We start from the raw sequence: 23,115 nt of genomic DNA, 5'->3' as shown, positions 1-23,115 counted from the left end.
ATCTGGCACCCCGACGCCGTCAGCTCGGCGATCTGCTGCAACGTGGCACCGATGTCCGACGTACGCGTCGTCGTCATCGACTGCACCGACACGGGTGCGTCTCCGCCCACGGCCACGGTCCCGACCTGGATCTGCCGGCTCTTCCGGCGCTCGGCGAGCTTGGTCGGAACGGACGGCATGCCGAGAGAAATCGCAGTCATCTGCTGTGCAACCCCAAGGTAAGGATCGGTCGGTCCCGAAAGCTGACGGGCTCCAGCCAACGAGATTACGGCACCCCGGAACACGGGAGCACATCCCCCGCACAGGCCGCCACAAGTGAGGGCGACCGGGCTCAAAGAATGCCCGGTCGCCGCAAACTCCGCCTTACTAGGAGATACGCACCGGGTTAACGACGTCTGCCACCAGGACCAGCAAGGTGAAACAGATGAAGATCCCCGCCACCACATAGGCCACCGGCATCAGCTTCGCCACATCGAACGGTCCCGGGTCGGGCCTCCTGAACACCTTCGCCACATTCCGTCGCAGCGACTCCCACAGGGCGCCCGCGATGTGTCCGCCGTCGAGCGGCAGCAGCGGGAGCATGTTGAACAGGAAGAGGGAGAGGTTGAAGCCCGCGACGAGGAACAGCATCATCGCGATCTGGTTCTCCGGCGGAATGTCCAGCGTCAGGACCTCACCGCCGACACGGGCCGCGCCGACCACGCCCATCGGGGAGTCGTCCTCGCGCGGGCCGTCGCCGAAGGCCGCGTCCCACAGAGCGGGGACCTTGGACGGCAGGGAGATCAGCGACTCGACGCCGTTCTCCATCATGTCGCCCATGCGGTCCACGGACTGGCCGAAGGACTGCTGGACGATGCCCGAGGCGGGCGTGAAGCCGAGGAAGCCGGCGTACACGTACTCGCCCTCGACATAGCCGCCGTTGCCGTCCGACTTGCTGACCTGGTTCCTGATCAGTTGCGTGCTCAGATCGAGCCGCTCTCCCCCGCGCTCCACGGTGAGCGTGACGTCCTTGCCGGGATTGGAGCGGATGTCGTTCTGGAGCGCGGACCAGTCCTTCACGGGCTCGCCGTTGAACGCGACGATCTTGTCGCCCAGCTTGAGGCCGGCGGCCTTCGCGGGAGCGGCCTGGTCGCCCTTCGCGCACTTGGTGCGGTTCTCGCTCTGCTGGATGACGCAGTCGGAGACCTTGCCGACGGTGGTCGTCTGGGTCTGGATACCGAAGGTCATCATGACGCCCATGAAGATCACGACGGCCAGGATCAGGTTCATGAAGGGGCCGGCGAACATCACGATCACGCGCTTCCAGGGCTTGCGCGTGTAGAAGAGGCGGTTCTCGTCGCCGGGCTGCAGCTCCTCGAAGGACTGCGCGCGGGCGTCCTCGACCATGCCGCGCCACGGTGATGTGGAGCGGGCCTCGAGCCTGCCGTCCGGGCCGGGCGGGAACATGCCGATCATGCGGATGTAGCCGCCCAAGGGGATCGCCTTGACGCCGTACTCGGTCTCACCCTTCTTCCGCGACCAGACGGTCGGACCGAAACCGACCATGTACTGCGGTACCCGGATGCCGAAGAGCTTGGCCGTCGAGAGATGTCCCAGCTCGTGCCAGGCGATCGAAAAGAGCAGGCCGATCGCGAAGACGACTATGCCGAGGATCATCATCAGGGTCGTCATGCACCGGCCTCCGCCGTGGTTGTCTGCGCTGTCTGTCGCGCCATGTTCTGCGCCTTGGTCTGCGTCTTCGTCAGTTCACGGGCCCGGGCGCGTGCCCAGGTCTCCGCATCGAGGACGTCCGCGACGGTGAGTGAGGTTCCCGTACTTCCTGTACGGGGTGAGCCGTGCTCCTGGACCACCTTGGTCACGGTGTCCATGATCCCGTTGAAGGGCAGGGCGCCGTTCAAGAACGCGTCCACACACTCCTCGTTCGCCGCATTGAACACGGCCGGGGCCGTGCCCGCGAGTTCCCCGACATGGCGGGCGAGCCCCACCGACGGAAACGCGTCATTGTCGAGCGGGAAGAACTCCCAGCTCGACGCCTTCGACCAGTCGAAGGCGGGCGCGGCGTCGGGGACGCGCTCGGGCCAGCCGAGCCCGATGGCGATCGGCCCGCGCATATCGGGGGGCGTCGCCTGGGCGATCGTCGATCCGTCCGTGAACTCCACCATCGAGTGGACATACGACTGGGGGTGTACGACCACCTCAATCCGCTCGAAGGGAATGTCGTAGAGGAGGTGCGCCTCGATGACTTCGAGCCCCTTGTTGACGAGGGTCGCGGAGTTGATGGTGATGACCGGGCCCATGGCCCAGGTGGGGTGCGCGAGGGCGTCGGCCGGGGTGACGTGCGCGAGGTCCTCCTTCGTACGTCCCCGGAAAGGGCCCCCGGAGGCGGTGACGACGAGCTTGCGTACGTCCGCTCTGGTGCCCGAGGCGAGCGCCTGGAACAGGGCCGCGTGCTCGGAGTCGACCGGGATGATCTGCCCCGGCTTGGCGAGCGCCTTGACCAGCGGGCCGCCGACGATGAGCGACTCCTTGTTGGCGAGCGCGAGGGTGCGGCCCGCTTCGAGCGCGGCGAGGGTGGGCGCGAGCCCGATCGACCCGGTGATGCCGTTGAGCACGGTGTGACACTCGGAGGCGGCGAGCTGCGTGGCCGCGTCCGCTCCGGCCAGGATCTCGGGCAGCGGCTCGCCGTTCCCGTACCGCTCGCTCAGGGCCTGACGCAGCTGCGGTACGACGGCCTCCCGGGCGACCGCGACGGTACGCACCCGAAGGCGCCACGCCTGTTCCGCCAGCAGCGCCACCCTCCCGCCGGCCGCGGAGAGCCCGCGCACCCGGAACCTGTCGGGATTGCGCTCCACGAGATCGATGGCCTGCGTACCGATCGACCCCGTGGATCCCAGGATCACCACGTCCCGGGGCCCGTCTCCGGCCACGGGATCGAAGACGAGATGCGGATCGGCGAGGGGCGCTGGACTGTCGCTCATCCCTCCATTGTGGCCGCATCGAGTCACCGACAGGACAGGGCGTCCCCTTCGCGGGCCCTTACCGCCATGTATCACTCGACAAAGCCATATCGCCGTTTGTGAAGTTCACGTGAAGAAAGCGTGATACTCCTTCTCCCTGGACATCGGACGACACCCAGGGGGGATCTCCATGCGGATACGCGCTGCCCTGCCCGCGCTCGTCGGAGCCGTGGCTCTGACCGGCACGTTCCTCAGCACTCCGGCTCAGGCCGCCGGACGCGTCTACATCTACCAGGTCTATTACGACAGCCCGGGCTCGGACAGAGGCTCGAACACGAGCCTGAACGCCGAGTGGGTGCGGATCAAGAACTCGACGTCGTCGACCGTTGCCCTGAGGAACTGGAAGATCAAGGACAAGACGGGCTACACGTACACCTTCGGCAACGTGACGATCGGCCCCGGCAAGACCAAGAAGGTGCACACGGGCAAGGGCACCAACACCGCGTACGACAAGTACTGGGGCCGCTCCTGGTACGTCTGGAACAACACCGGCGACACCGCCTATCTCTACAAGCCCAGCGGGGTCAAGGCCGACGACTGCACATGGGGCTCGAGCGGCGACTACCGGTACTGCTGAACCTCGCGGGACCGCCGCTGCCGTCGGCGTGAGCCGTTACTTGCGCCGGCGGCGGTTCTTCGACCTGTTGGACTTGGCGGACTTGGTGGACTTGGCCGACTTCTTGGCGGGCCGCCGGGCCGGGGCCGGCTTCGTGCCGGTGACCGTTTCCGTCGACCGCGAGGTCGAGGCCGAGCGTGTCGGCACCGCATCGGAGCGGCTGAAGTCCCCCTCGACCACACCTTCCGTCGTGTCCAGCGTGGGTGCGCTGAAGTGGAGGCCTTCGTCCCGCCGGCCGGGTTCCAGGGTCTCCTGACCGTCGCGGGCCTTGCCCGAGGCGTCGAGGTTGAAGACGTAGCCGACGGACTCCTCCTTGATGGCCTCCGTCATCGCGGCGTACATGTCGTAGCCCTCGCGCTCGTACTCGATGATCGGCTCGCGCCCCAGCGTCCAGCGCAGGCCGATGCCGTCGCGGAGGTAGTCCATCTCGTAGAGGTGCTCGCGCCACTTGCGGTCGAGGACCGAGAGAACGACGAGGCGTTCCAGGTCACGGAGGGCCTTGGAGCCGAGTTCGGCCTCGCGCTCCTCGTAGCGGACGTGGATGTCCTCGGTGATCGTCTCGATCAGGTCGTCGGCGGTGAGGTTCGCGCGCCCGCCCGCCTCGTCCTCCACGTCCTCGATGGTGACCTTGATGGGGTAGAGCTGCTTGAAGGCACCCCACAGCCGCTCCAGGTTCCACTCCTCGGGGAAGCCCTCGGCGGTCTCCTCGGTGATGTACGCGCGGATGGTGTCGTCCATGAAGTGGATGATCTGCTCGCGCAGGTCCTCGCCCGCAAGGACCCGGCGGCGTTCCTCGTAGATCAGGGTGCGTTGCCGGTTGAGCACCTCGTCGAACTTCAGGACGTCCTTGCGGGACTCGAAGTGCTGCTGCTCGAGCTGGGACTGGGCGGAGGCGATGGCACGCGTGACCATCTTGTTCTCGATGGGGACGTCGTCGGGGACGTTCGCCATGGCCATCACGCGGTCGACGACCTGGGCCCGGAACAGCCGCATCAGGTCGTCTTCCAGGGCGAGGTAGAAGCGGGAAGCGCCGGGGTCTCCCTGCCGGCCGGCCCGTCCACGCAGCTGGTTGTCGATACGCCGGGATTCATGGCGTTCGGTGCCGAGGACGTAGAGCCCGCCGAGGTCGATCACCTCGTCGTGCTCGGCTGCGACGGACGCCGTCATCCGGTCGAGCGCCGCGCGGTACTCCTCCGGGTTGTCCTCCGGGGTGAGCCCCCGCAGGGCCAGTTCCGCGCGCGCCATCGCCTCGGGGTTGCCGCCGAGCATGATGTCGGTGCCGCGGCCCGCCATGTTCGTGGCCACGGTGACGGCGCCCTTGCGGCCGGCCTGGGCGACGATCTGCGCCTCGCGCTGGTGGTTCTTGGCGTTGAGCACCTCGTGCCGGATGCCCCGCCTCTTCAGTTGCGCGGACAGCAGCTCCGACTTCTCGACGGAGGTGGTGCCCACCAGGATCGGCTGGCCCTTCGCGTGCCGCTCGGCGATGTCGTCGACGATCGCCCCGAATTTCGCGTCCCCGGTGCGGTAGATCTGGTCGGCGTCGTCCGCGCGGATCATCGGCCGGTTCGTGGGGATCGGCACCACGTGCAGCTTGTAGATCTGGTGGAACTCGGCCGCCTCGGTCATGGCCGTACCGGTCATCCCGGCGAGCTTCTCGTACAGCCGGAAGAAGTTCTGCAGGGTGATCGTCGCGAGGGTCTGGTTCTCGTCCTTGACGGTCACACCCTCCTTGGCCTCGATCGCCTGGTGCAGGCCCTCGTTGTAGCGGCGTCCTGCGAGGATGCGGCCGGTGTGCTCGTCGACGATGAGGACCTCGCCGTCGATGACGACGTAGTCCTTGTCCTTCTTGAAGTGCTCCTTGGCCTTGAGGGCGTTGTTCAAGTGGCCGATGAGGGGCGTGTGGTCGGACTCGTAGAGGCTGTCGATGCCGAGCTGGTCCTGGAGGTACTCGACCCCGCTGTCCAGGATCGCCACCGTGCGTTTCTTCGGGTCGTACTCGTAGTCGTGCGTGGCCCGCAGCCCGGCGAGGCGTTCCTTGTCCATCGGCGAGGTGAAGTGCTCCGCCTGGATGGAGACGCCCTTCATCCGCGTGACCATCTTGGCGAACGACTCGTACCAATGCGTGGCCTGATCGGCCGGACCGGAGATGATCAGCGGCGTACGGGCCTCGTCGATGAGGATCGAGTCGGCCTCGTCGACGATCGCGAAGTGGTGGCCGCGCTGCACGAGTTCGTTCTGCGACCAGGCCATGTTGTCGCGCAGGTAGTCGAAGCCGAACTCGGTGTTGGTGCCGTAGGTGATGTCGCGGGCGTACTGCTCGCGCCGCTCGGCCGGTGTCGACTGCGACTTGATCACGCCGACGGTCAGGCCCAGGAAGCGGTACGCCCGGCCCATCCACTCGGCGTCGCGCTGGGCGAGGTAGTCGTTCACCGTGACGAGGTGGACGCCCTTGCCGGTCAGGGCGTTCAGATAGACCGGCAGGGTCGCGACGAGGGTCTTGCCCTCGCCGGTGTGCATTTCGGCGATAGTGCCGAAGTGGAGTGCCGCGCCACCCATGATCTGTACGTCGAAATGACGCATTCCGAGGGTGCGCCGGGAGGCCTCGCGCATCGCGGCGAAGGCTTCGGGCAGCAGATCGTCGAGGCTTTCGCCGTCGGCGTGACGCTTTTTGAACTCGGGGGTGAGATCCCGTAGTTCGTCGTCGGTCATCCCCTCGAATTCCTCTTCCAGGGAATTGACCTGTTCGGCGATGCGCTGCAGCCTGCGCAGCATGCGTCCCTCGCCGGCCCGCATGATCCGGCCGGTGATGCGCTCGAGAGTGGCCACTGGAATTCCCCCTCGGCCCGATGGGGGGCGTCGACGTCCCCGAGGTCGATTCTGTGTCGCTCGCCTTCGATGCGGCAAGCAACAGAATGACCACGGGGACGCCAGTGCATTCCTGGGGAAAAGGTCAGCGAATGGGGCGGTGGACGTTGTCCCGTTTCGCCGGCCCGGGCGTCGCCTCCGCGATCCAGGCGCCGTCACCGGAGGGGTCGATGACGCCCTCTTCCAGCCAGGTGTACGTACCGCCGAGGACGCCCTTGACCACCTTGCGGTCGAGGTCGTCGGTGTTGCTCCACAGCCGGCCGAAGAGTTCCTCGACCCGGATGCGGGACTGGCGGCAGAAGGCGTCGGCGAGCTGGTAGGCCTCACGGCCGTGCTCCCCGGTGGTGCGCAGGTGCTCGGCGCGCACGCAGGCCGCGCTCATCGCGAACAGTTCGGCGCCGATGTCGACGATCCGGCTGAGGAAGCCCTGCTTGGTCTCCATCCGGCCCTGCCAGCGCGACATGGCGTAGAAGGTGGACCGGGCGAGCTTACGGGCGGACCGTTCCACGTAACGGAGGTGACCGGACAGGTCGAGGTGTCCCGCCGGGTGGAAGTCGGCGTAAGAGCGCGGAAGTTGGCCGGGTCCCGCCACGAGCTTGGGCAGCCACTTGGCGTAGAACACACCGGCGTTCGCACCCGCCTTAGCCTTGTCCTGGAGGGATTTCTCCGGGTCGATGAGGTCGCCTGCGACCGACAGGTGGGCGTCGACGGCCTCGCGTGCGATCAGCAGGTGCATGATCTCGGTCGAGCCCTCGAAGATGCGGTTGATGCGCAGGTCGCGCAGGATCTGCTCGGCCGGTACGGCCCGTTCGCCGCGGGCCGCGAGGGACTCGGCGGTCTCGAAGCCGCGTCCGCCGCGGATCTGGACCAGTTCGTCCGCCATCAGCCAGGCCATCTCGGAGCCGTACAGCTTCGCCAGAGCCGCCTCGATACGGATGTCGTTGCGGTCCTCGTCGGCCATCTGCGAGGACAGGTCGAGTAGGGCCTCCAGGGCGAAGGTCGTCGCCGCGATGAAGGAGATCTTGGATCCGACGGCCTCGTGGAAGGCCACCGGCTTGCCCCACTGCTCCCGCGCCGCCGACCACTCGCGGGCGATCTTCAGACACCACTTGCCCGCGCCCACACACATGGCGGGCAGGGACAGCCGGCCGGTGTTCAGCGTCGTGAGCGCGATCTTGAGGCCCGCACCCTCCGGGCCGATGCGGTTGGCCGCCGGGACGCGGACCTGGTGGAAGCGCGTGACGCCGTTCTCCAGGCCGCGCAGGCCCATGAAGGCGTTGCGGTTCTCGACGGTGATGCCCTCCGAGGCGGACTCCACGACGAAGGCGGTGATGCCGCCCTTGTGGCCCTCGGACTTCGGCACCCGCGCCATGACGACGAGAAGGTCCGCGACGACGCCGTTGGTCGTCCAGAGCTTCACGCCGTCGAGGATGTACGAGTCGCCGTCCGGGACCGCCGTGGTGGCGAGCCGTGCCGGGTCGGAGCCCACGTCCGGCTCGGTCAGCAGGAAGGCCGAGATGTCGGTGCGGGCGCAGCGCGGCAGGAAGGTGTCCTTCTGCTCCTGCGTACCGAAGAGCTTCAGCGGCTGCGGTACGCCGATCGACTGATGCGCGGAGAGCAGCGCGCCGACCGCCGGGTTCGCGGAGCCCACCAGAGCGAGCGCCTTGTTGTAGTACACCTGGGTGAGGCCGAGGCCGCCGTACTTGGTGTCGATCTTCATGCCGAGGGCGCCGAGCTCCTTGAGCCCGTTGATGGTCTCGTCCGGGATCTGCGCGTCGCGCTCGATCCGCGCCCCGTCGATCTTCGTCTCGCAGAAGTCGCGCAGCTTGGCGAGGAACTCCTCTCCGCGCTGCGCCTCCTCGTCGGTGGGCATCGGGTGCGGATGGATCAGATCGAGCCGGAGGCGGCCGAGGAACAGCTCCTTGGCGAAGCTGGGCTTGCGCCAGTCCTGCTCACGTGCGGCCTCCGCCACCTGGCGCGCCTCGCGCTCGGTGACGGCGGGCTTCTTGGTTGGTGCGGACATGAGGGGCTTCACCTCGCCGCGAGTCGGGATCTTCGGAACAGTCGGTTACTGGCCGGTGCTACTGGATCGTATGTACCCGATCCCGGGCAACCTCACCAGTCCTCGCGCACCGCTCCGCCGGATGAGCCCCTCCGTACGAGCCCCGGTTTCAGCCGATGTCCACCGAGAACGCTTTGGTGCCGAGGCGGCCCGTGCCGTGGAAGACCTCGGTACCGGCCTCGATGCCGGAGACGTACTTGTCGTTGCTCAGCAGCTTGCGCCGTACGAGTGCCTGAGTGAAGTCGTCGAGATTGAGGGTGGCCTTGCTGGTGTCGGCGACCCGGACGAAGGAGTGCACCTTCCACCCGATGTCGCCCTCGTAGATGTCCCACATGGCGCGGCCGAGGCCGACCCGGCCCACCTTGGAGCCGAGCGACCCGGTGCCGCCCTGACGGTTGAGCCACACCATGATCTCGTCGGGCGGCTGGTCCTGCCAGTCGGCGGTGTTCTTGCTGTGCAGCCACAGGTCTTACGCCGAGCGGGGCCGGCGGTGCTGCATGTGGATTCCTTCCGGGGGCGCCACGGACGTACGGATCCTGGTCGCCACCGGAGAGGTTGAAGGTTGCCGCGGGATCTCTAGGCTGGGGCGAGCAGACCCCGTCGGGGGCGCGCAAGGGCTTGTAAGGGCCCGCAGGGGCCCGTAAGGGGCGCGGGGAACTGCGCGGACCAGCCCACTACAACCCGCACCCGCCCACAAACCCCACCCCCACCCCCGTAGGCGCCCTGCAGAACCGACGGAGTCGAAGCGCTTCGATGAGCTATGGACACCCCCCGTCCACCAAGCTACTGTCGAGCCACCCCCACTCGAAATTAACCGCACCACGCGCTGTCGAAGCGCTTCACACACCTTGGAGAGCTGGATGGTCACCCTCGCCGAGGTCGCCCAGCACGCCGGAGTCTCGGCCAGCACGGTGAGCTATGTCCTCAGCGGCAAGCGGTCCATCTCCGTAGGCACCCGGCAGCGGGTCGAGCGGAGCATCCAGGAGCTCGGCTACCACCCCAACGCGGGGGCCCGGGCACTGGCGAGCAACCGCTCCAACATCATCGCGCTGATGGTCCCGCTCCGTACGGACATGTACGTACCCGTGATGATGGAGATCGCCATAGCCGTGGCGACCACCGCCCGTACGCACGGATACGACGTGCTGCTGCTCACGGGCGAGGAGGGACCCGACGCCGTGCGCCGGGTCACCGGCAGCGGGCTCGCCGACGCGATGATCCTGATGGACGTGGAACTCGACGACGAGCGGCTGCCGCTGCTGCGCGGCACGGACCAGCCGTCCGTACTCATCGGACTGCCCGCCGACACCAGCGGCCTGACCTGCGTCGACCTCGACTTCGGTGCGACGGGTGCGCTGTGCGTCGAGCATCTGGCCATGCTCGGCCACCGCGACATCGCTGTCATAGGCGAGGCACCCGCGGTCTACGAGCGGCATACGGGCTTCGCCGAGCGCACCCTCGACGGACTGCGTTCCCGCAGCCGCGAGCTGGGACTGCGACTGCTTCACCGGCCCTGCGAGGGCGGGTACGACGCGATGGCCGTGACCCTGGCCCGGATCTTCGACGAGCGCCCGGACACCACGGGGTTCGTCGTGCAGAACGAGTCCGCGGTGGAGCCGCTGCTCGGGCTGCTGCGCCAGCAGGGCCGGGCCGTGCCCGAGGACGTGTCGGTGGTCGCGGTCTGCCCGGACCAGGTCGCCACCCAGGCCTCGGTGCGGCTCACCTCCGTCGCCATCCCCGCGCAGGAGATGGGACGCAGCGCCGTGGACCTGCTGGTGGCCAAGCTCGACGGTGGCGGCACCGACGAAGTCGTCCTGATCGCACCGGAGTTGACGACACGGGCCAGCACGGGGCCTGCGCCCGCCAAGTAGTACGCAACGAATCCCCGGCCTCGGCCCCGGCCCTCGCAAGGCACCCCCACCCCCGCCTTCATTCCTGCAGGGAGCACCTCCGTGAATCAGCCTGCCGAGAACCAGCCCCAGCAAGGCACGGTCAGCCTCGCCCAGTCCTCGCCCACCGTCGGCACGTTGCGCGAACGCGACGGCGCCCTGGAGTGGAGCGGCCGCCAGGAGACCGTACGCATCGAGCCATGGGGCCCGGACGCGGTACGGGTCCGGGCGCGGCTCGGCGGCCCGGTCGTCGAGGGCCTGCCGGGCGCGCTGCTCGACGAGGCGCCGGCCACCGAGGCCAGCGTCAAGATCGAGGACGGGTTCGGTCTGCTGACCGTCGGCGCGCTCACGGTGGAGGTCAGCACGGAGGGCCTCCTGCGCTTCACCCGCACCGACGACGGCTCCGAACTCCTCACCGAGGAGCGCGCCCACTTCTGGTGGCCGGGCCCGCGTCTCTACACCCCCGTCGGCAACGGCTACCACCGCCTTGAGCAGCGCTTCGCCGCGTACGAGGGCGAGAAACTGTTCGGCCTCGGCCAGCACCAGCACGGGATGCTCGACCAGAAGGGCGTCGTCCTCGACCTCGTGCAGCGCAACGCCGAGGTCAGCATCCCGGTGCTCACCTCCAGCCGCGGCTACACCCTGCTGTGGAACAGCCCGGCTATCGGCCGCGTGGAGCTGGCGGGCAACGGCACGCGCTGGGTGGCGGACTCGGCCCGGCAGATCGACTACTGGATCACGGCGGGCCACCCGGCGGACGCCCAGCGCCGCTACAGCGCCGTCACCGGCCGTACGCCGATGCTGCCCGAGTGGGCCGCGGGCTTCTGGCAGTGCAAGCTGCGCTACCGCACACAGGACGAACTCCTCGACGTGGCAAGGGAGTACAAGCGCCGCGGGCTGCCCCTGGACGTCATCGTCTGCGACTTCTTCCACTGGACGCATCTGGGCGAGTGGAAGTTCGACCCGGCGGAGTGGCCGGATCCGGCGGCGATGGTGCGGGAGCTGGACGAGCTCGGCGTCAAGCTGGTCGTGTCGGTGTGGCCGTCGGTGTCCCCGCTCTCCGAGAACCACGACCTCATGGAGCAGCGCGGTTACTTCATCGGCACGCAGTACGGTCCGATGGCGCACGCCGACTGGCCCGACAAGGAGGTCGCCTCCACCGTCCAGGTCGCCTTCTACGACGCGACGAATCCCGAAGCGCGCGAGTTCATGTGGTCGAAGGTCCGCGACAACTACCTCATGCCGTACGGCATTCAGTCCTTCTGGCTGGACGCCTGCGAGCCGGAGATCAAGCCGGGCTTCCAGGAGAACCTGCGCTATTGGGCGGGCCCCGGCCTGGAGGTCGGGAATCTCTACCCGCGCGAGAACGCCCGTGCCTTCTACGAGGGCATGGTGGCCGCCGGCGAGAGCGAGGTCGTCACCCTCAACCGCTCGGCGTGGGCGGGCAGTCAGCGGTACGGCGCCGCCCTGTGGTCCGGCGACATCGGCACCGACTTCGCGACCCTGCGCCGCCAGATCGCGGCGGGCCTCAACACCGCGCTGTCCGGCATCCCTTGGTGGAACACCGACATCGGCGGCTTCCACGGCGGCGACCCGGACGACGAGGTGTACCGCGAGGTGATGGTCCGATGGTTCCAGTTCGGCGCGCTGTCCCCGCTGATGCGCCTGCACGGCTTCCGCGTCCCGGGCATGCCGCTCGGCCCGGCCATGACCGGCGGTCCGAACGAGGTCTGGTCGTACGGCCATAAGGCCGCCGCGATCATGGAGAAGTACCTGCGGCTGCGCGAGCGCCTGAAGCCGTACGTCCTGGACGTCATGCGCGCCGCACACGAGGAGGGCCTGCCGGTGATGCGCCCGCTGTTCCTCGAGTTCCCCGAGGACCAGGCGACCTGGTCGGTGGACGACGCGTACCTCTTCGGCCCCGATCTGCTGGTCGCGCCGGTGCTGACGGCGGGTGCTACGGCCCGGACGGCCTACCTCCCGGCGGGCGCGCGCTGGACCGACGCGTGGACCGGCGAGACGTACGAGGGTGGCGCGGCCGTGACCGTCGACGCCCCGCTGGACCGCATTCCGCTGTTCCTGCGGGACGGGGCGCGGCTGCCGGTGGCGGAGTAGTCGCACGACGACGTGGGGGGCCGGTCTCCGTTGAGAGGTCCGGCCGCACCCACGCGCGTCTTGCCGCTACTTGGTGCCCAGCACCAAGTCGGTCCTGCGGGGTCTGGCGGAGCGGGCCGCCGCGACCGATCCGGCCGACTGCACCGATGCCGAGGTGTGCCGCATCCTCACGGGGGCGATCAGCCGCGTCGACGGTGAGCGCCCTCACTGAACCGCCGGTCAGCCCCGCCTAGCGTGAGGGCTCCCGGGGCGTACCGCCCCGTTCACGGTGAGGAGCAAGGCCATGCAGCGTGCGGTGTGGAACGGAAGGGTGATCGCGGAGACTCCGCGCACGGTGATCGTCGAGGGCAACCACTACTTCCCGCCCGAGTCGCTCAACCGGCAGTACCTCGCGCCGAGCAGGACCAGGTCCCTGTGCTTCTGGAAGGGAATGGCCCGCTACTACAGCCTCGAGGTCGACGGCCTGACGAATCCGGATGCGGCCTGGTACTACCCCAGACCCAGCCCCCTGGCCCGGAAGATCAAGGACCATGTGGCGTTCTGGCAGGGCGTACACGTGGAGGGCATGCCGGAGCCGGACGCGCCGGAAGACGGTGGGGAGTGACCAAGGCGGTCAGCGGCGGATGAGGTGCCGGAGGGCGACGACGGCCTGAAGGGCTGCGGCCGGGCGCAGCAGGACGGGGCGGGGCCGCTCGGGCATGGCGCCGCGGCGCAGTGCGAGACCGGTGACGGACACGACGGGGAGCGCCCAGGAGGCGACCGCCGCCATCCGTACGGCGCGGCTGGGTTCGTGGCGCAGGGTGAGCCACACCCAGTAGGCGGCGTCGGCGAAGGTGTCGGCGTACTCCCCGAAGGGGGAGGTCGTGCCCTGGTGGCGGGCGAGGCGTCCGTCGGCGAGATCCAGGCCGATCGCCAGCACTCCGGAGGCACGGCCGGACCCGCCGGGCAGGGCGGGGAGGTTGGCGCGCATCAGCGTCAGGATGTCCGCCGTGGCAAGGCGGGTGCTGCGCTCCAGCAGCCCCAGGTGCAGGACGGCGAGGACCCAGCTGGCGGCCACCCAGCGCCGTCCGGGCCGCCTGCCGGCCGCCAGTGCGTACATGGCGCCGTGCAGGGCGGTGAGCTCGGCCAGGGCCCGCGGGCGCCGGACGGCCTGGAGCAGCGACCGGCGTGCGGCGTGCCCGAGGAAGCGCACGACGGCGTCCGGGGCGAGGTTGTCCTCACGCAGACCGGCCAGCAGTGCGTTCGTGGCGGCGCGGCTGTCGGGCATTTCGGATACGGGCTCCACGCTCCTCCGTCCTTCGCAGGGTTAGTGGCGTTCACGGTAGGGGCCGACGCGCCGGGAGAACGGTGAGCGCGCTCACTGATCGCCGGGACTTCCCGGCCTAACGTCGGACGGGAGACAGGGACGGACCTGTGGAGAGGTCGGGGCGATGGTGCGGATCGGTGCTGTGGCGGCGGTGACCGTGGCCGGCACGGGCGTGGCGGCCGGGTATTTGGGGCTGGTGACCGGAGCGGTGCCGCTCGATCTCGGGGTGGGCCGGCGCAGGCGCCCGCTCGGCCCGCGAAGCGTCGACATCGCCGCACCGCGCGAGACGGTATTCGAGGTGATCGCTCAGCCCTATCTCGGCCGGGCGACCCGGGCCATGCGCGAGAAGGTCACAGTGCTGGAACAGGGCAGCGACATGGTGCTCGCCGCGCACCGCACCCCCGTCGCGGGCGGGCGGCTGACGGCGACGACGGTGGAGACAGTGCGGTTCGCCCGGCCGGAGCGTGTCGATTTCCGCTTGGTGCGCGGGCCCGTCCCGGCGGTCACCGAGACGTTTGAACTCACCGACGAGCAGGGGGGTACGCGGCTCGTGTACCGCGGCGAGCTGGGCACCGACCTGTGGGCGCTGGGCCGATGGTGGGGCGGTGCGGTCGCCCCGCGCTGGGAGGCGGCCGTCGCAGCCACGCTGGAGGCGGTCAAGCAGGAGGCGGAGCGGCGCGCGGCTCTCGGCTGAGCGGCAGACCGGCGGACCGGCCCTGCGGCTCCGTGCCGGGGTGTGCGGTGCGCCACTGCTTCCAGGTGGCCCACACCAGGGTGACGGTGTCCAGCCGGGTGCCTTTCTTCGGGCCGCTGACCGCCGTGCCGAGGAGCTCGGGCCTCTCGGAGCCGGTCTGCCGGTCGTACATCAACAGATTTGAGTTGACGAGTCTGCCGGCGGTGCCGAACGTCAGATCCTGAGTGCCGGGCGGCGCGCGGAACCCGATCACCGTGCCCGTCAGCGGGCAGTAGGTAACCGCGAGCGGCTCGCCGCCGACGGAGTCGTTGACGGTCTCGTGCCACACCAGCACCTGCTGCGGGTACGTCCTCACCTCGCCCCGATACTGCAGGCCGAACACCGGCTCGTCATCGGAGAGGAAGCCGGCGTCGTCGGCTGGGACGAAGCGGGGCTTGTCGATGGAGGGGATCCCGTCCTTGCCCGGCCCACCGGACACCGCCGAGTCGGCGAGCGCCTCCAGTGACGGGTCCGGGCCCGGCTGCACGGCCGTGACAGGCTCGGAGGAGCGCTCGGAGAGAGATTCCTCGGGACGCGGCCTCGCGCGATGGCGAACACCGCTTCGCACCTTCGATCGTGCGGGGAGCAAGGGGGGTGGTTCGGTGAGCGCGCTTACAGTTCTCGCCCTCCGAAGCGGCCTACGGTCGGATCATGGTGCTGAGGATCGTGCTCGGGACGGTGTACACGGCGATGGCTCTGGGGCAGATCGCCTCCTTCGGGCACCTGCCGCGGATTCTGTCCGCATACGGGCTGGTGACCGGGGACGCCGGGACGATGCCGGCCATGGCGCTGATCGCGGGCGAGCTGGTGTGCGGGATCTGGTTCCTGGCCCGGCCGCGGTCGAAGGCCCTGGCGCCGGTGTGGGTGTACACCGGCGTGTCGGTGGTGTGGTCGCTGCTGGCGGTGCAGGCGTACGCCCGTGGCCTGGCTGTGGACAACTGCGGCTGCTTCGGGATCTACCTGTCCCAGCGGCTGAGCTGGTTCGTGCTGCTCCAGGACGCCCTGACCCTGCTCTACGCCGCCTTGCTGGTCCGCTCCGCGCGCACGGCACCGGCCCCCTCGCACGGCGACCCGGAGGAGGCGAGCCGCAGTGTCGGCATCCCGTGAACGATCCGGTCTCGGTGGCCTGGCCGCGGCCGTGGGCGCCGCGCTGCTGATGGTGGTGTGCCGCGCGGGGCCCCCTGCTCGTGGCCGGCGGAGCACTCAGCGCCCTCGGCGGGGCCCTGGCCAACGGGTGGCTGATCACCGTCGGCGCGGTCATCCTGCTCGTCGGCGCGGGCCGCGCCCTGCGCTGCCGGGCCCGTCGCCGCCGGGGCGCTGGGCGTGGAGGACTGCTGCCCGGCTGTCCCGCCCCACCTGCGTCGCAATCGGGCGACATCGCAGGCCGTGACGTGGCCCGGTGAGTGAAGGACCGTATCTGTATCCATGGAGGAGTTCCACGTGACCCAGGCACCCGTGCCCCGGCGCAAGGTGGACCGCAACGAGGTGTTTGCGGAGTTCACCAAGTCGATCTGCCCGATGTGCAAGACGCCCGTCGACGCGCAGGTAAATATCCGTGACAACAAGGTGTACTTGCGTAAACGCTGCCGTGAGCACGGTGAGTTCGAGGCGCTGGTGTACGGGGATGCCGAGGAGTACCTGTCCTCGGCCCGATTCAACAAACCCGGCACGATCCCGCTCACCTTCCAGACCGAGGTGAAGGACGGCTGCCCGTCGGACTGCGGGCTGTGCCCGGAGCACAAGCAGCACGCATGCCTGGGGATCATCGAGGTCAACACCGGCTGCAACCTGGACTGCCCGATCTGCTTCGCCGACTCCGGCCACCAGCCAGATGGCTACTCCATCACCCATGAGCAGTGCGAGCGGATGCTCGACGCGTTCGTGGCCTCGGAGGGGGAGGCGGAGGTGGTGATGTTCTCCGGCGGGGAGCCCACCATCCACAAGCACATCCTGGACTTCATCGACCTCGCTCAGGCCCGTCCGATCAGGAACGTCAACCTCAACACCAACGGCATCCGCCTGGCGACCGACAAGGACTTCGTTGCCGAGCTCGGCAAGCGCAACCGGGTGCCGGGCCGGTCGGTGAACGTCTACCTGCAGTTCGACGGCTTCGACGAACGTACCCACCGGGAGATCAGGGGCCGGGACCTCCGGACGTTCAAGCAGCGGGCCCTGGACAACTGCGCGGAGGCCGGGCTGACCGTCACCCTCGTCGCCGCTGTCGAACGCGGCCTCAACGAGCATGAACTCGGCGCGATCATCGAGTACGGCATCGACCATCCGGCCGTCCGGTCGGTGGCGTTCCAACCGGTCACCCACTCCGGCCGGCATGTGGAGTTCGACCCGCTGAACCGGCTCACCAACCCCGACGTAATCCGGCTGATCAACGAGCAGCGGCCCGGCTGGTTCCAGAAGGGCGACTTCTTCCCGGTCCCGTGCTGCTTCCCGACCTGCCGCTCCATCACCTACCTCCTGGTGGACGGTGAGCCGGGCAGCCGCACCGTCGTGCCGATCCCGCGGCTGCTGAACGTGGAGGACCACCTCGACTACGTCACCAACCGCGTGATGCCCGACGCCGGGATCCGCGACGCCCTGGAGAAACTGTGGTCGGCCTCCGCGTTCATGGGCACCACCACGACCGAGGAGAAGCTCCGGGCCACGGCAGAAGCCCTGGACTGCGCCGACGCCTGCGGCATCGACCTGCCCCAGGCCGTGAAGGACCTGAGCGACAAGGCGTTCATGATCGTCGTGCAGGACTTTCAGGACCCCTACACCCTCAACGTCAAGCAACTGATGAAGTGCTGCGTCGAGGAGATCACCCCCGACGGACGCCTCATCCCCTTCTGCGCCTACAACTCCGTCGGCTACCGCGAACAGGTCCGCGCACAGATGTCCGGCGTCCCCGTTGCCCCGGTCGCCCCGAACGCCCTGCCCCTCGCCGGCCGCCTGACGACCACCCCGTACGGCTCGAAGACCACCCGCACCGAGAGTTGAGGAGCGCCGGCCGTGACCCATGAGGAGATCAAGTCCTGCTGCGCCGACGCCTACTCCAAGGACATCGTCGCGATGCTGCTCGGCGACTCCTACCACCCCGGCGGCACCGCCCTGACGCGCCGCCTCGCCGACCGTCTCGCCCTCGCCCCCGTCATGCGGGTCCTCGACGTCGCCTCGGGCCGCGGCACCACCGCCCTCCTGCTCGCCGGCGCCTACGGGGTGCAGGCGGACGGCGTCGACTACGCGCCGGCCAACACGGCCCTCGCGCAAGGTGCCGCCGAGGCCGCCGCCCTGGCCGACCGGGCCGTTTTCACCACCGGCGACGCCGAGCACCTGCCCTACGACGACGGGGTCTTCGACGCCGTGGTGTGCGAGTGCGCCCTGTGCACCTTCCCCGACAAGGCCCGGGCCGCCGCCGAGTTCGCCCGCGTCCTTCGGCCCGGCGGACGCCTCGGCCTCACCGACGTCACCGCCGATCCCGACCGGCTCCCGCCCGAACTGCGCGGGCTCAGTGCCCGCATCGCCTGTGTGGCCGACGCCCGCCCCCTGGACGAATACGCCGAGATTCTTGCCGCGGCCGGGCTGCGCACCCAGGTCACCGAGCGGCACGACGAGGCGATGCTCCGCATGATCGACCAGATCCAGGCGCGGCTGGACCTGCTGCGCATCACCGCTCCTGCCCGCCTCGCCGACGCCGGCGTCGACCTGGACGCGGCCCCGGCCCTCCTGGACGCGGCCCGCGCCGCCGTCGCGGAAGGCGTGCTCGGCTACGCCCTGCTGACCGCAGTGAAGTGGCCCTGAGGTCCCAGCGATCTGCCCCCGGGTACGTAAGCGCCCTCACATACCTGCATGTGTCCTGCGGCCTAGCGTCGGCGACGAGAGCGGAGAAGACACCCCGCGCAAAGGAGGACGATCACCATGGCAACCACCGTGCAGGCATCCCCGAAGACCGTAGCGATCCCGGTCCATGCCGTCTGGGGCGCCGCGGCCGGACTGGTCGGCGGCATCGGGATGGGCATCTGGATGTCGGTGTCCCGGCCGATGATGGACACCGCCATGATCACCATGGTCGCCGGTCTCCTCGGCTCCACCAACGCCTTCGCCGGATGGCTGATCCACCTTGCGATCGCGCTGTTCGCCGGCATCACCTTCGGCGCACTGCTCGGCCCCTTCGCCCAGCGCATCGCCCCCGCCGTCGTCCTCGGCCTGGCCTACGGCGCGGTGTGGTGGAGCGTCGGCGCATTGTGGATCATGCCCGCCAACATGGGCATGCCCGTCTTCGAATGGAACGACGTCACCTCCTCCAGCCTCGGCGCCCACCTCGTGTTCGGGCTGCTCGCCGGAGGGACCTTCGCCTGCATCGCCCAGGCGATGGGCAAGCGCACCGACCAGGCCCGAGGATGAGCCCTGCAACGCCCGCGTCAACACCCGGCCCCGGCACTCCATGGCCGGGGGCCGCGCCACGCCGGATATCCATCGACGCTGACGCGTTGCCCTACTGTCTGGCCGAGGGCGCCGCTGCGCTGGCCAGCCCGGCGTGGGGCGCCGCACCCCCGCCGTGGGCCCCGGGACGACGCGAGGAGACGCACACCATGGCCGACGCCGCAGCAGGCGACGAGGAAGCTGAGCGGACCTGGTGCCTGGCCGAGGTCGACATCTTCTGCGACCTTTCCGAGCAGGAGATGGAAGCCATCGCCCATGCGGCGCCGATGAAGACGTACCACGCGGGCGAGATCCTCTACTCGCCCACCCAGCCGTCCGAGGTGCTGTTCATCCTCAAAAAGGGCCGAGTCCGCGTCTTCCGGGTCTCCGCCGACGGCCGGGCCCTGACCACCGCGATCATCGCCCCGGGCACCATCTTCGGCGAAATGGTCCTGCTCGGACAGCACATGTACGACAACTACGCCGAAGCCCTCGACGACACCGTCGTGTGCGTGATGAGCCGCTCGGACGTCAACCGGCTGCTACTGACTGACGCCCGCATCGCCGCGCGGATCACTGCGATCCTGGGCCGGCGCCTGGCCGACCTCGAACAGCGCCTGTCCGACAGCGTGTTCAAAACCGTCGCCCAACGCATCGCCACCACACTGACCACCCTGACCAGCGCCCAGCCCCCGGCGGGCCCGCTGCGGCCGGTCGGACGTCACCCGCAGATCGCCCTCACTCACGAACAGCTCGCTGCCCTCGCCGGCACCTCCCGCGAGACCTGCACCAAGGTGCTGCGCGACTACGCCGACCACGGCCTGCTCCGCCTGGCCCGCGGGCGTATCACCGTCCTCGACCCCGAACGGCTCAAGGACGCCGCGGGCTGAAGTCACCAATCCGTAAGGCTCCGGCCTGCTGCCCGCACGAGCCGCCACGACTAGCCTCGCCATCGGTCCCGACCCACAGGAGTCCTCCTTGCGCGCCCGCACCCTCCTCCCGGCTGCCCTCGCTGCAGCCCTCCTCGCTCTGACCGGATGCGGATCGAGCGAAGGTTCCGCGTCCGTCGGCGACGCGGGTGACTCCCCGTCGAAGGCGTCGTCCCCCGCCAAGTCGCCCGGCGGCTCCGACGAGGGCGGTGGTGGGGCGGAGGGCAGGAAGGTACCCGAGGCGTTGACCTTCACCGCCACCACGGTGGATGGCAATCCGTTCGACGCGAAGACGCTCGCGGGCAAGCCCACGGTGCTGTGGTTCTGGGCACCGTGGTGCCCCACGTGCAAGGGACAGGCCGCCGAGACCGCGAAGGTCGCCGCCGACTACCAGGGCAAGGCGAACGTCGTCGGCGTAGCGGGTCTGGACAAGAACGCCGCAATGCGCGCCTTCGTCTCCGACACGGGCACCGGCTCCTTCTCGCACCTGTCCGACGAGACGGGCCGGGTGTGGAAGCGGTTCGGGATCACCCAGCAGAGCTACTACGTGCTCCTCGACCGGACCGGAAAGACCGTCTACGAGGGTGTGCTCCCCGGCGGCAAGGGGCTGGCGGACAAGGTCGCCGCCCTCACCGGCTGAACCCGCCATGGCCGACCTTCCTCTCGCCCTCGCGCTCGGCGCCGGGATGCTCGCCGCCGTCAACCCGTGCGGCTTCGCCCTGCTGCCCGCCTACCTCTCCCTGCTCGTCCTGGGCGACGACAGCCCGAGCCGCACCGTCGCCGTCGGCCGGGCACTCACCGCCACCGCGGCGATGACGGCTGGCTTCGCCGCCTTCTTCGGCGTCTTCGGACTCGTCGTCCAGCCCGCCGCCGGCCAGGTCCAGCAGCACCTGCCCTGGTTCACCATCGCCTTCGGCCTGCTCATCACCACTGCCGGAGCATGGCTCCTCGCCGGCCGCCAACTGCCCACCCTCGCCCCGAAACTCCGCCGCGCCCCCACCGTCACGCGCTCTGTGCCCTCGATGGCCCTGTTCGGCATGGCGTACGCCACCGCCTCCCTCGGCTGCACCATCGCCCCGTTCCTCGCCATCGTCGTCTCCGCCTTCCGCAGCGGCTCCACCGCAGAGGGCGTTGCTCTGTTCGCGGTCTACGCCGCCGGGATGGGCCTGATCGTCGGCGCCGCCTCACTGACCGTCGCCCTCACCCGCACCACCGCCGTCCCCCGGCTGCGCCGCCTCGGCGCGATCGCCCCCCGGCTCGGCGGCGGCCTGCTCCTCCTGGTCGGCGCGTATGTCGCCTACTACGGCTGGTACGAGATCCGCGTCCAGCGCGACCCTGCCACCACCGACCCTGTCATCGACGCGGCGGCCGGCATCCAGCGAGCCGTTGCCGACGCCCTGGACACCGCCGGTCCAACCGTGATCGCCGTGTCCTTTGGGATTCTGCTCCTCGCGGCACTGCTGGTCCGGCGCTGCAGGCGCACACGCCCGCGCACCGGCTTCCAAGCGTGATCAGGGACCTTCCGACACACACCGCTCGACAGACGACTTGACTCGGGAATCACCCAGCATCGCGATCCCGCATGGTCGCCGTACGGGTCTCGCCAGGCTCGGTGGGCCGGATCCCGCCGTGGCCGGCGTGGCAGCTTCACCGTGCCCTCGGGGTGGGCGGCGCTGAGGCCACCGGCGGTTGCCGGTGGCCGATTGACCGGCTGAGCGGGCCGGGTCCGCATCCCGGCGGAGCCGGCCCGTGCCGTCAATGCCGACGATCGAGTGGGCGGTGTCGACTGCTGTCCATCGGTTGATGAGCAGGTGAGGGTTGCCGGTCACCGGCCACCGGCGGTGGCGCTCGCGGACCCAGTCGGAAGCGCAGCGGTAGTGAATTCGTCCAGGTAGACGATGTGCCGCTGTCCACGGCGCCTACCACGAACCGCTCGCGGGACAGGTCAAGGTCCGTGAGCAGCAGACGGCGGAGGTCGGTGCCGTTGAGCACATGGACGCAGACCAGCACCATCACGAAGCGCTGGAGGGCGCCCTGCGCGTGGCTGAGGACACCCGCCAGCCTGTCCGAGGGCACGGAGGGAGGGTTCCTGTTGATCCCGGCGAAGACGAGGCCACGGGCGGGATCCCGGAAGATCACCCGCTCCTGCCGCAGTGCCCGGAAGACGTTCCGCAGGACGATGTGGATCGATCGGGCGGGCGTCCCCTTGCGGCTGGCGATCGCCGTCTTCACGTCGTCGCGGCCGCTCTCGCGGAGGCTCTCGACACCGTCCTTCACCCATCCCTCAAGGAGAGGTCGACCGGGCCTGACGGCACGGGTCGGCTCCGCCGGGAAGCAGAGCCGGCCCGCTCGGCCGGTCAGTCGGCCGCTGGGTCAACTGCTGCTGACAGTCAGGTTGTTGGTGCGGAAGTCCAGACCGCCGGACGACGAGGTGATCTCGAAGCCGAACTGGACGTCACCGATGGTCTCGTTGCCCATCCAGCCCTTGGTGTCCTTGATCCACTTCAGGATCGGCAGGATCTGCACGGTGCCGGAATTGGAGTCCGAGGTGCGCAGGAACGAGAAGACCTCGTTGGCGCCGTTGTTGCCCTTGTAGACGGTCCAGGTGTGGCCGCCGAGGGTGACGTTGCCCTGCGAGGTGCCCAGCGGGCCAACGGCTCCGTTGTAGTTCACCCAGAGCATGATCTCGTAGTCGTAGTCGGTGTCCCAGATGTCGTACGAGGAGTTGTACGCGCCCGAGGAGGGGACCGTGACGTTGTAGCTGCTGCTGAGCGAACCGAGCGAGGTGATCGACTTGTTGATCACCTTCTTGGAGTTGGGGTAGGACTTGATGCCGCCGGTGTTGGGGTGGTTGGCCCAGGCACCCCAGTTGGTGCCGGAGTTGGCCCAGACGCACTGGCTGCCGGCGCCGGAGCCCCAGATGTTGTTGTAGAGGGTGTAGCCGTTGAGGCTGGTATTGCCCCACTGGTCGCAGGAGTTCCAGACGGCGGCCGAGGCCGGCGCGGAGGCGAGGCCGATGGTGGCGCCGAGTGCGAGTGCGGGGGCGATGAGGGCCTTGGCGACCCTCTTGCGTGTGCGTGTTGCCATGGCTGTCCCTTCCATGGGTGGGGGAAATGCTGTGGAACTACCGCGGCTCCAGGAGGAGGCCACGGTCTTCTCCCGCGCGC

Annotated in this window: 24 protein-coding genes; 14 read left to right on the top strand and 10 right to left on the bottom strand. The window is 69.2% G+C overall.

Translation table 11 applies throughout. From position 1 onward, the window contains the following. From ACGFNK_RS33615 to dxr, 3 genes are all read right to left on the bottom strand, one after another. Positions 1-200, bottom strand: a 200-nt coding sequence (locus ACGFNK_RS33615; protein WP_388683569.1) for a flavodoxin-dependent (E)-4-hydroxy-3-methylbut-2-enyl-diphosphate synthase, incomplete at its 3' end; no start/stop codon positions are given. 166 nt (positions 201-366) lie between these two features. Continuing rightward, positions 367-1,671, bottom strand: a complete 1,305-nt coding sequence (locus ACGFNK_RS33610) for a M50 family metallopeptidase (protein ID WP_393421945.1) — start codon at positions 1,669-1,671, stop codon at positions 367-369. Beyond that, positions 1,668-2,978 carry a 1-deoxy-D-xylulose-5-phosphate reductoisomerase gene (gene dxr, locus ACGFNK_RS33605; RefSeq protein ID WP_393421943.1) on the bottom strand — a complete coding sequence of 437 codons (1,311 nt, stop codon included), beginning with the start codon at positions 2,976-2,978 and terminating at the stop codon, positions 1,668-1,670. The genes ACGFNK_RS33610 and dxr overlap by 4 nt, the downstream gene beginning before the upstream one ends. A gap of 169 nt (positions 2,979-3,147) precedes the next feature. Here dxr and ACGFNK_RS33600 point away from each other — a divergent pair, with 169 nt between their 5' ends. Continuing rightward, on the top strand, positions 3,148-3,594 hold the full coding sequence (locus ACGFNK_RS33600; RefSeq protein ID WP_386342113.1) for a lamin tail domain-containing protein: 447 nt from the start codon (positions 3,148-3,150) through the stop codon (positions 3,592-3,594). Positions 3,595-3,630: 36 nt separating this feature from the next. Here ACGFNK_RS33600 and secA read toward each other — a convergent pair whose 3' ends face one another. The 3 genes from secA to ACGFNK_RS33585 all read right to left on the bottom strand — a co-directional run bounded on the left by secA (position 3,631) and on the right by ACGFNK_RS33585 (position 9,020). Beyond that, positions 3,631-6,426, bottom strand: coding sequence for a preprotein translocase subunit SecA (gene secA / locus ACGFNK_RS33595; RefSeq protein ID WP_393421965.1), 2,796 nt, complete (start codon positions 6,424-6,426; stop codon positions 3,631-3,633). Between the two features lie 157 nt (positions 6,427-6,583). Continuing rightward, positions 6,584-8,521 carry an acyl-CoA dehydrogenase family protein gene (locus ACGFNK_RS33590; protein ID WP_393421941.1) on the bottom strand — a complete coding sequence of 646 codons (1,938 nt, stop codon included), beginning with the start codon at positions 8,519-8,521 and terminating at the stop codon, positions 6,584-6,586. Positions 8,522-8,669: 148 nt separating this feature from the next. Then, positions 8,670-9,020: a hypothetical protein gene (locus ACGFNK_RS33585; RefSeq protein WP_393421963.1), complete on the bottom strand. Its 351-nt coding sequence runs from the start codon at positions 9,018-9,020 to the stop codon at positions 8,670-8,672. A 400-nt stretch (positions 9,021-9,420) separates the two neighbouring features. Here ACGFNK_RS33585 and ACGFNK_RS33580 point away from each other — a divergent pair, with 400 nt between their 5' ends. The 4 genes from ACGFNK_RS33580 to ACGFNK_RS33565 all read left to right on the top strand — a co-directional run bounded on the left by ACGFNK_RS33580 (position 9,421) and on the right by ACGFNK_RS33565 (position 13,168). Continuing rightward, positions 9,421-10,431 carry a LacI family DNA-binding transcriptional regulator gene (locus ACGFNK_RS33580; protein ID WP_393421939.1) on the top strand — a complete coding sequence of 337 codons (1,011 nt, stop codon included), beginning with the start codon at positions 9,421-9,423 and terminating at the stop codon, positions 10,429-10,431. Positions 10,432-10,512: 81 nt separating this feature from the next. Next, a complete protein-coding gene (locus ACGFNK_RS33575) occupies positions 10,513-12,564 on the top strand; it encodes a TIM-barrel domain-containing protein (protein ID WP_393421937.1) in 2,052 nt (683 codons plus the stop codon). 73 nt (positions 12,565-12,637) lie between these two features. Continuing rightward, a complete protein-coding gene (locus tag ACGFNK_RS33570; RefSeq protein ID WP_393421935.1) occupies positions 12,638-12,775 on the top strand; it encodes a hypothetical protein in 138 nt (45 codons plus the stop codon). Between the two features lie 72 nt (positions 12,776-12,847). After that, positions 12,848-13,168 carry a DUF427 domain-containing protein gene (locus ACGFNK_RS33565; RefSeq protein WP_393421933.1) on the top strand — a complete coding sequence of 107 codons (321 nt, stop codon included), beginning with the start codon at positions 12,848-12,850 and terminating at the stop codon, positions 13,166-13,168. A gap of 9 nt (positions 13,169-13,177) precedes the next feature. Here the strand turns inward: ACGFNK_RS33565 and ACGFNK_RS33560 are convergent, their stop codons facing one another. Next, a complete protein-coding gene (locus tag ACGFNK_RS33560; protein ID WP_393421932.1) occupies positions 13,178-13,849 on the bottom strand; it encodes a CDP-alcohol phosphatidyltransferase family protein in 672 nt (223 codons plus the stop codon). A gap of 145 nt (positions 13,850-13,994) precedes the next feature. Between ACGFNK_RS33560 and ACGFNK_RS33555 the strand changes: the two genes are divergently transcribed. Next, positions 13,995-14,564, top strand: coding sequence for an SRPBCC family protein (locus ACGFNK_RS33555; RefSeq protein ID WP_393421930.1), 570 nt, complete (start codon positions 13,995-13,997; stop codon positions 14,562-14,564). Here ACGFNK_RS33555 and ACGFNK_RS33550 read toward each other — a convergent pair. Continuing rightward, complete coding sequence (locus ACGFNK_RS33550; RefSeq protein WP_393421928.1) at positions 14,527-15,090, bottom strand: DUF3179 domain-containing (seleno)protein; 564 nt, start codon at positions 15,088-15,090, stop codon at positions 14,527-14,529. The genes ACGFNK_RS33555 and ACGFNK_RS33550 overlap by 38 nt on opposite strands. Positions 15,091-15,254: 164 nt before the next feature. Here ACGFNK_RS33550 and ACGFNK_RS33545 point away from each other — a divergent pair, with 164 nt between their 5' ends. The 8 genes from ACGFNK_RS33545 (at position 15,255) to ACGFNK_RS33510 (ending at position 21,459) form a co-directional block, all read left to right on the top strand. Then, positions 15,255-15,710: a MauE/DoxX family redox-associated membrane protein gene (locus tag ACGFNK_RS33545; protein WP_393421927.1), complete on the top strand. Its 456-nt coding sequence runs from the start codon at positions 15,255-15,257 to the stop codon at positions 15,708-15,710. A gap of 80 nt (positions 15,711-15,790) precedes the next feature. Then, positions 15,791-16,006: a hypothetical protein gene (locus ACGFNK_RS33540; protein WP_393421925.1), complete on the top strand. Its 216-nt coding sequence runs from the start codon at positions 15,791-15,793 to the stop codon at positions 16,004-16,006. 37 nt (positions 16,007-16,043) lie between these two features. Then, entirely contained in the window at positions 16,044-17,597 is a 1,554-nt protein-coding gene (locus ACGFNK_RS33535) for a radical SAM protein (protein WP_393421923.1), read from the top strand. Between the two features lie 12 nt (positions 17,598-17,609). Next, a complete protein-coding gene (locus ACGFNK_RS33530) occupies positions 17,610-18,398 on the top strand; it encodes a class I SAM-dependent methyltransferase (RefSeq protein WP_393421922.1) in 789 nt (262 codons plus the stop codon). 117 nt (positions 18,399-18,515) lie between these two features. Next, positions 18,516-19,001 carry a hypothetical protein gene (locus ACGFNK_RS33525; protein ID WP_393421920.1) on the top strand — a complete coding sequence of 162 codons (486 nt, stop codon included), beginning with the start codon at positions 18,516-18,518 and terminating at the stop codon, positions 18,999-19,001. A 188-nt stretch (positions 19,002-19,189) separates the two neighbouring features. Continuing rightward, entirely contained in the window at positions 19,190-19,909 is a 720-nt protein-coding gene (locus tag ACGFNK_RS33520; RefSeq protein WP_393421918.1) for a Crp/Fnr family transcriptional regulator, read from the top strand. A gap of 88 nt (positions 19,910-19,997) precedes the next feature. Further along, complete coding sequence (locus tag ACGFNK_RS33515) at positions 19,998-20,588, top strand: redoxin family protein (RefSeq protein ID WP_393421916.1); 591 nt, start codon at positions 19,998-20,000, stop codon at positions 20,586-20,588. Between the two features lie 7 nt (positions 20,589-20,595). Further along, positions 20,596-21,459, top strand: coding sequence for a cytochrome c biogenesis CcdA family protein (locus tag ACGFNK_RS33510; protein ID WP_393421914.1), 864 nt, complete (start codon positions 20,596-20,598; stop codon positions 21,457-21,459). Between the two features lie 244 nt (positions 21,460-21,703). Here the strand turns inward: ACGFNK_RS33510 and ACGFNK_RS33505 are convergent, their stop codons facing one another. Next, entirely contained in the window at positions 21,704-22,225 is a 522-nt protein-coding gene (locus tag ACGFNK_RS33505; protein ID WP_393421912.1) for a hypothetical protein, read from the bottom strand. 96 nt (positions 22,226-22,321) lie between these two features. Further along, on the bottom strand, positions 22,322-23,035 hold the full coding sequence (locus ACGFNK_RS33500; RefSeq protein WP_393421910.1) for a hypothetical protein: 714 nt from the start codon (positions 23,033-23,035) through the stop codon (positions 22,322-22,324). Positions 23,036-23,115 lie beyond the last annotated feature (80 nt).

The organism is Streptomyces sp. NPDC048825 (assembly GCF_043198355.1).
Lineage (GTDB): Bacteria > Actinomycetota > Actinomycetes > Streptomycetales > Streptomycetaceae > Streptomyces > Streptomyces xiangluensis.
This window is presented reverse-complemented; position numbering and strand designations above follow the sequence as displayed.

Bases quoted from the DNA above. Each gene is read 5' to 3' on its own strand.
- ACGFNK_RS33500 (WP_393421910.1), bottom strand. From the start codon at position 23,035: ATGGCAACACGCACACGCAAGAGGGTCGCCAAGGCCCTCATCGCCCCC.
- ACGFNK_RS33525 (WP_393421920.1), top strand. From the start codon at position 18,516: ATGGCAACCACCGTGCAGGCATCCCCGAAGACCGTAGCGATCCCGGTC.
- ACGFNK_RS33610 (WP_393421945.1), bottom strand. From the start codon at position 1,671: ATGACGACCCTGATGATGATCCTCGGCATAGTCGTCTTCGCGATCGGC.
- ACGFNK_RS33565 (WP_393421933.1), top strand. From the start codon at position 12,848: ATGCAGCGTGCGGTGTGGAACGGAAGGGTGATCGCGGAGACTCCGCGC.
- ACGFNK_RS33590 (WP_393421941.1), bottom strand. From the start codon at position 8,521: ATGTCCGCACCAACCAAGAAGCCCGCCGTCACCGAGCGCGAGGCGCGC.
- dxr (WP_393421943.1), bottom strand. From the start codon at position 2,978: ATGAGCGACAGTCCAGCGCCCCTCGCCGATCCGCATCTCGTCTTCGAT.
- ACGFNK_RS33555 (WP_393421930.1), top strand. From the start codon at position 13,995: ATGGTGCGGATCGGTGCTGTGGCGGCGGTGACCGTGGCCGGCACGGGC.
- ACGFNK_RS33600 (WP_386342113.1), top strand. From the start codon at position 3,148: ATGCGGATACGCGCTGCCCTGCCCGCGCTCGTCGGAGCCGTGGCTCTG.
- secA (WP_393421965.1), bottom strand. From the start codon at position 6,426: ATGCGGGCCGGCGAGGGACGCATGCTGCGCAGGCTGCAGCGCATCGCC.
- ACGFNK_RS33580 (WP_393421939.1), top strand. From the start codon at position 9,421: ATGGTCACCCTCGCCGAGGTCGCCCAGCACGCCGGAGTCTCGGCCAGC.
- ACGFNK_RS33520 (WP_393421918.1), top strand. From the start codon at position 19,190: ATGGCCGACGCCGCAGCAGGCGACGAGGAAGCTGAGCGGACCTGGTGC.
- ACGFNK_RS33510 (WP_393421914.1), top strand. From the start codon at position 20,596: ATGGCCGACCTTCCTCTCGCCCTCGCGCTCGGCGCCGGGATGCTCGCC.
- ACGFNK_RS33545 (WP_393421927.1), top strand. From the start codon at position 15,255: ATGGTGCTGAGGATCGTGCTCGGGACGGTGTACACGGCGATGGCTCTG.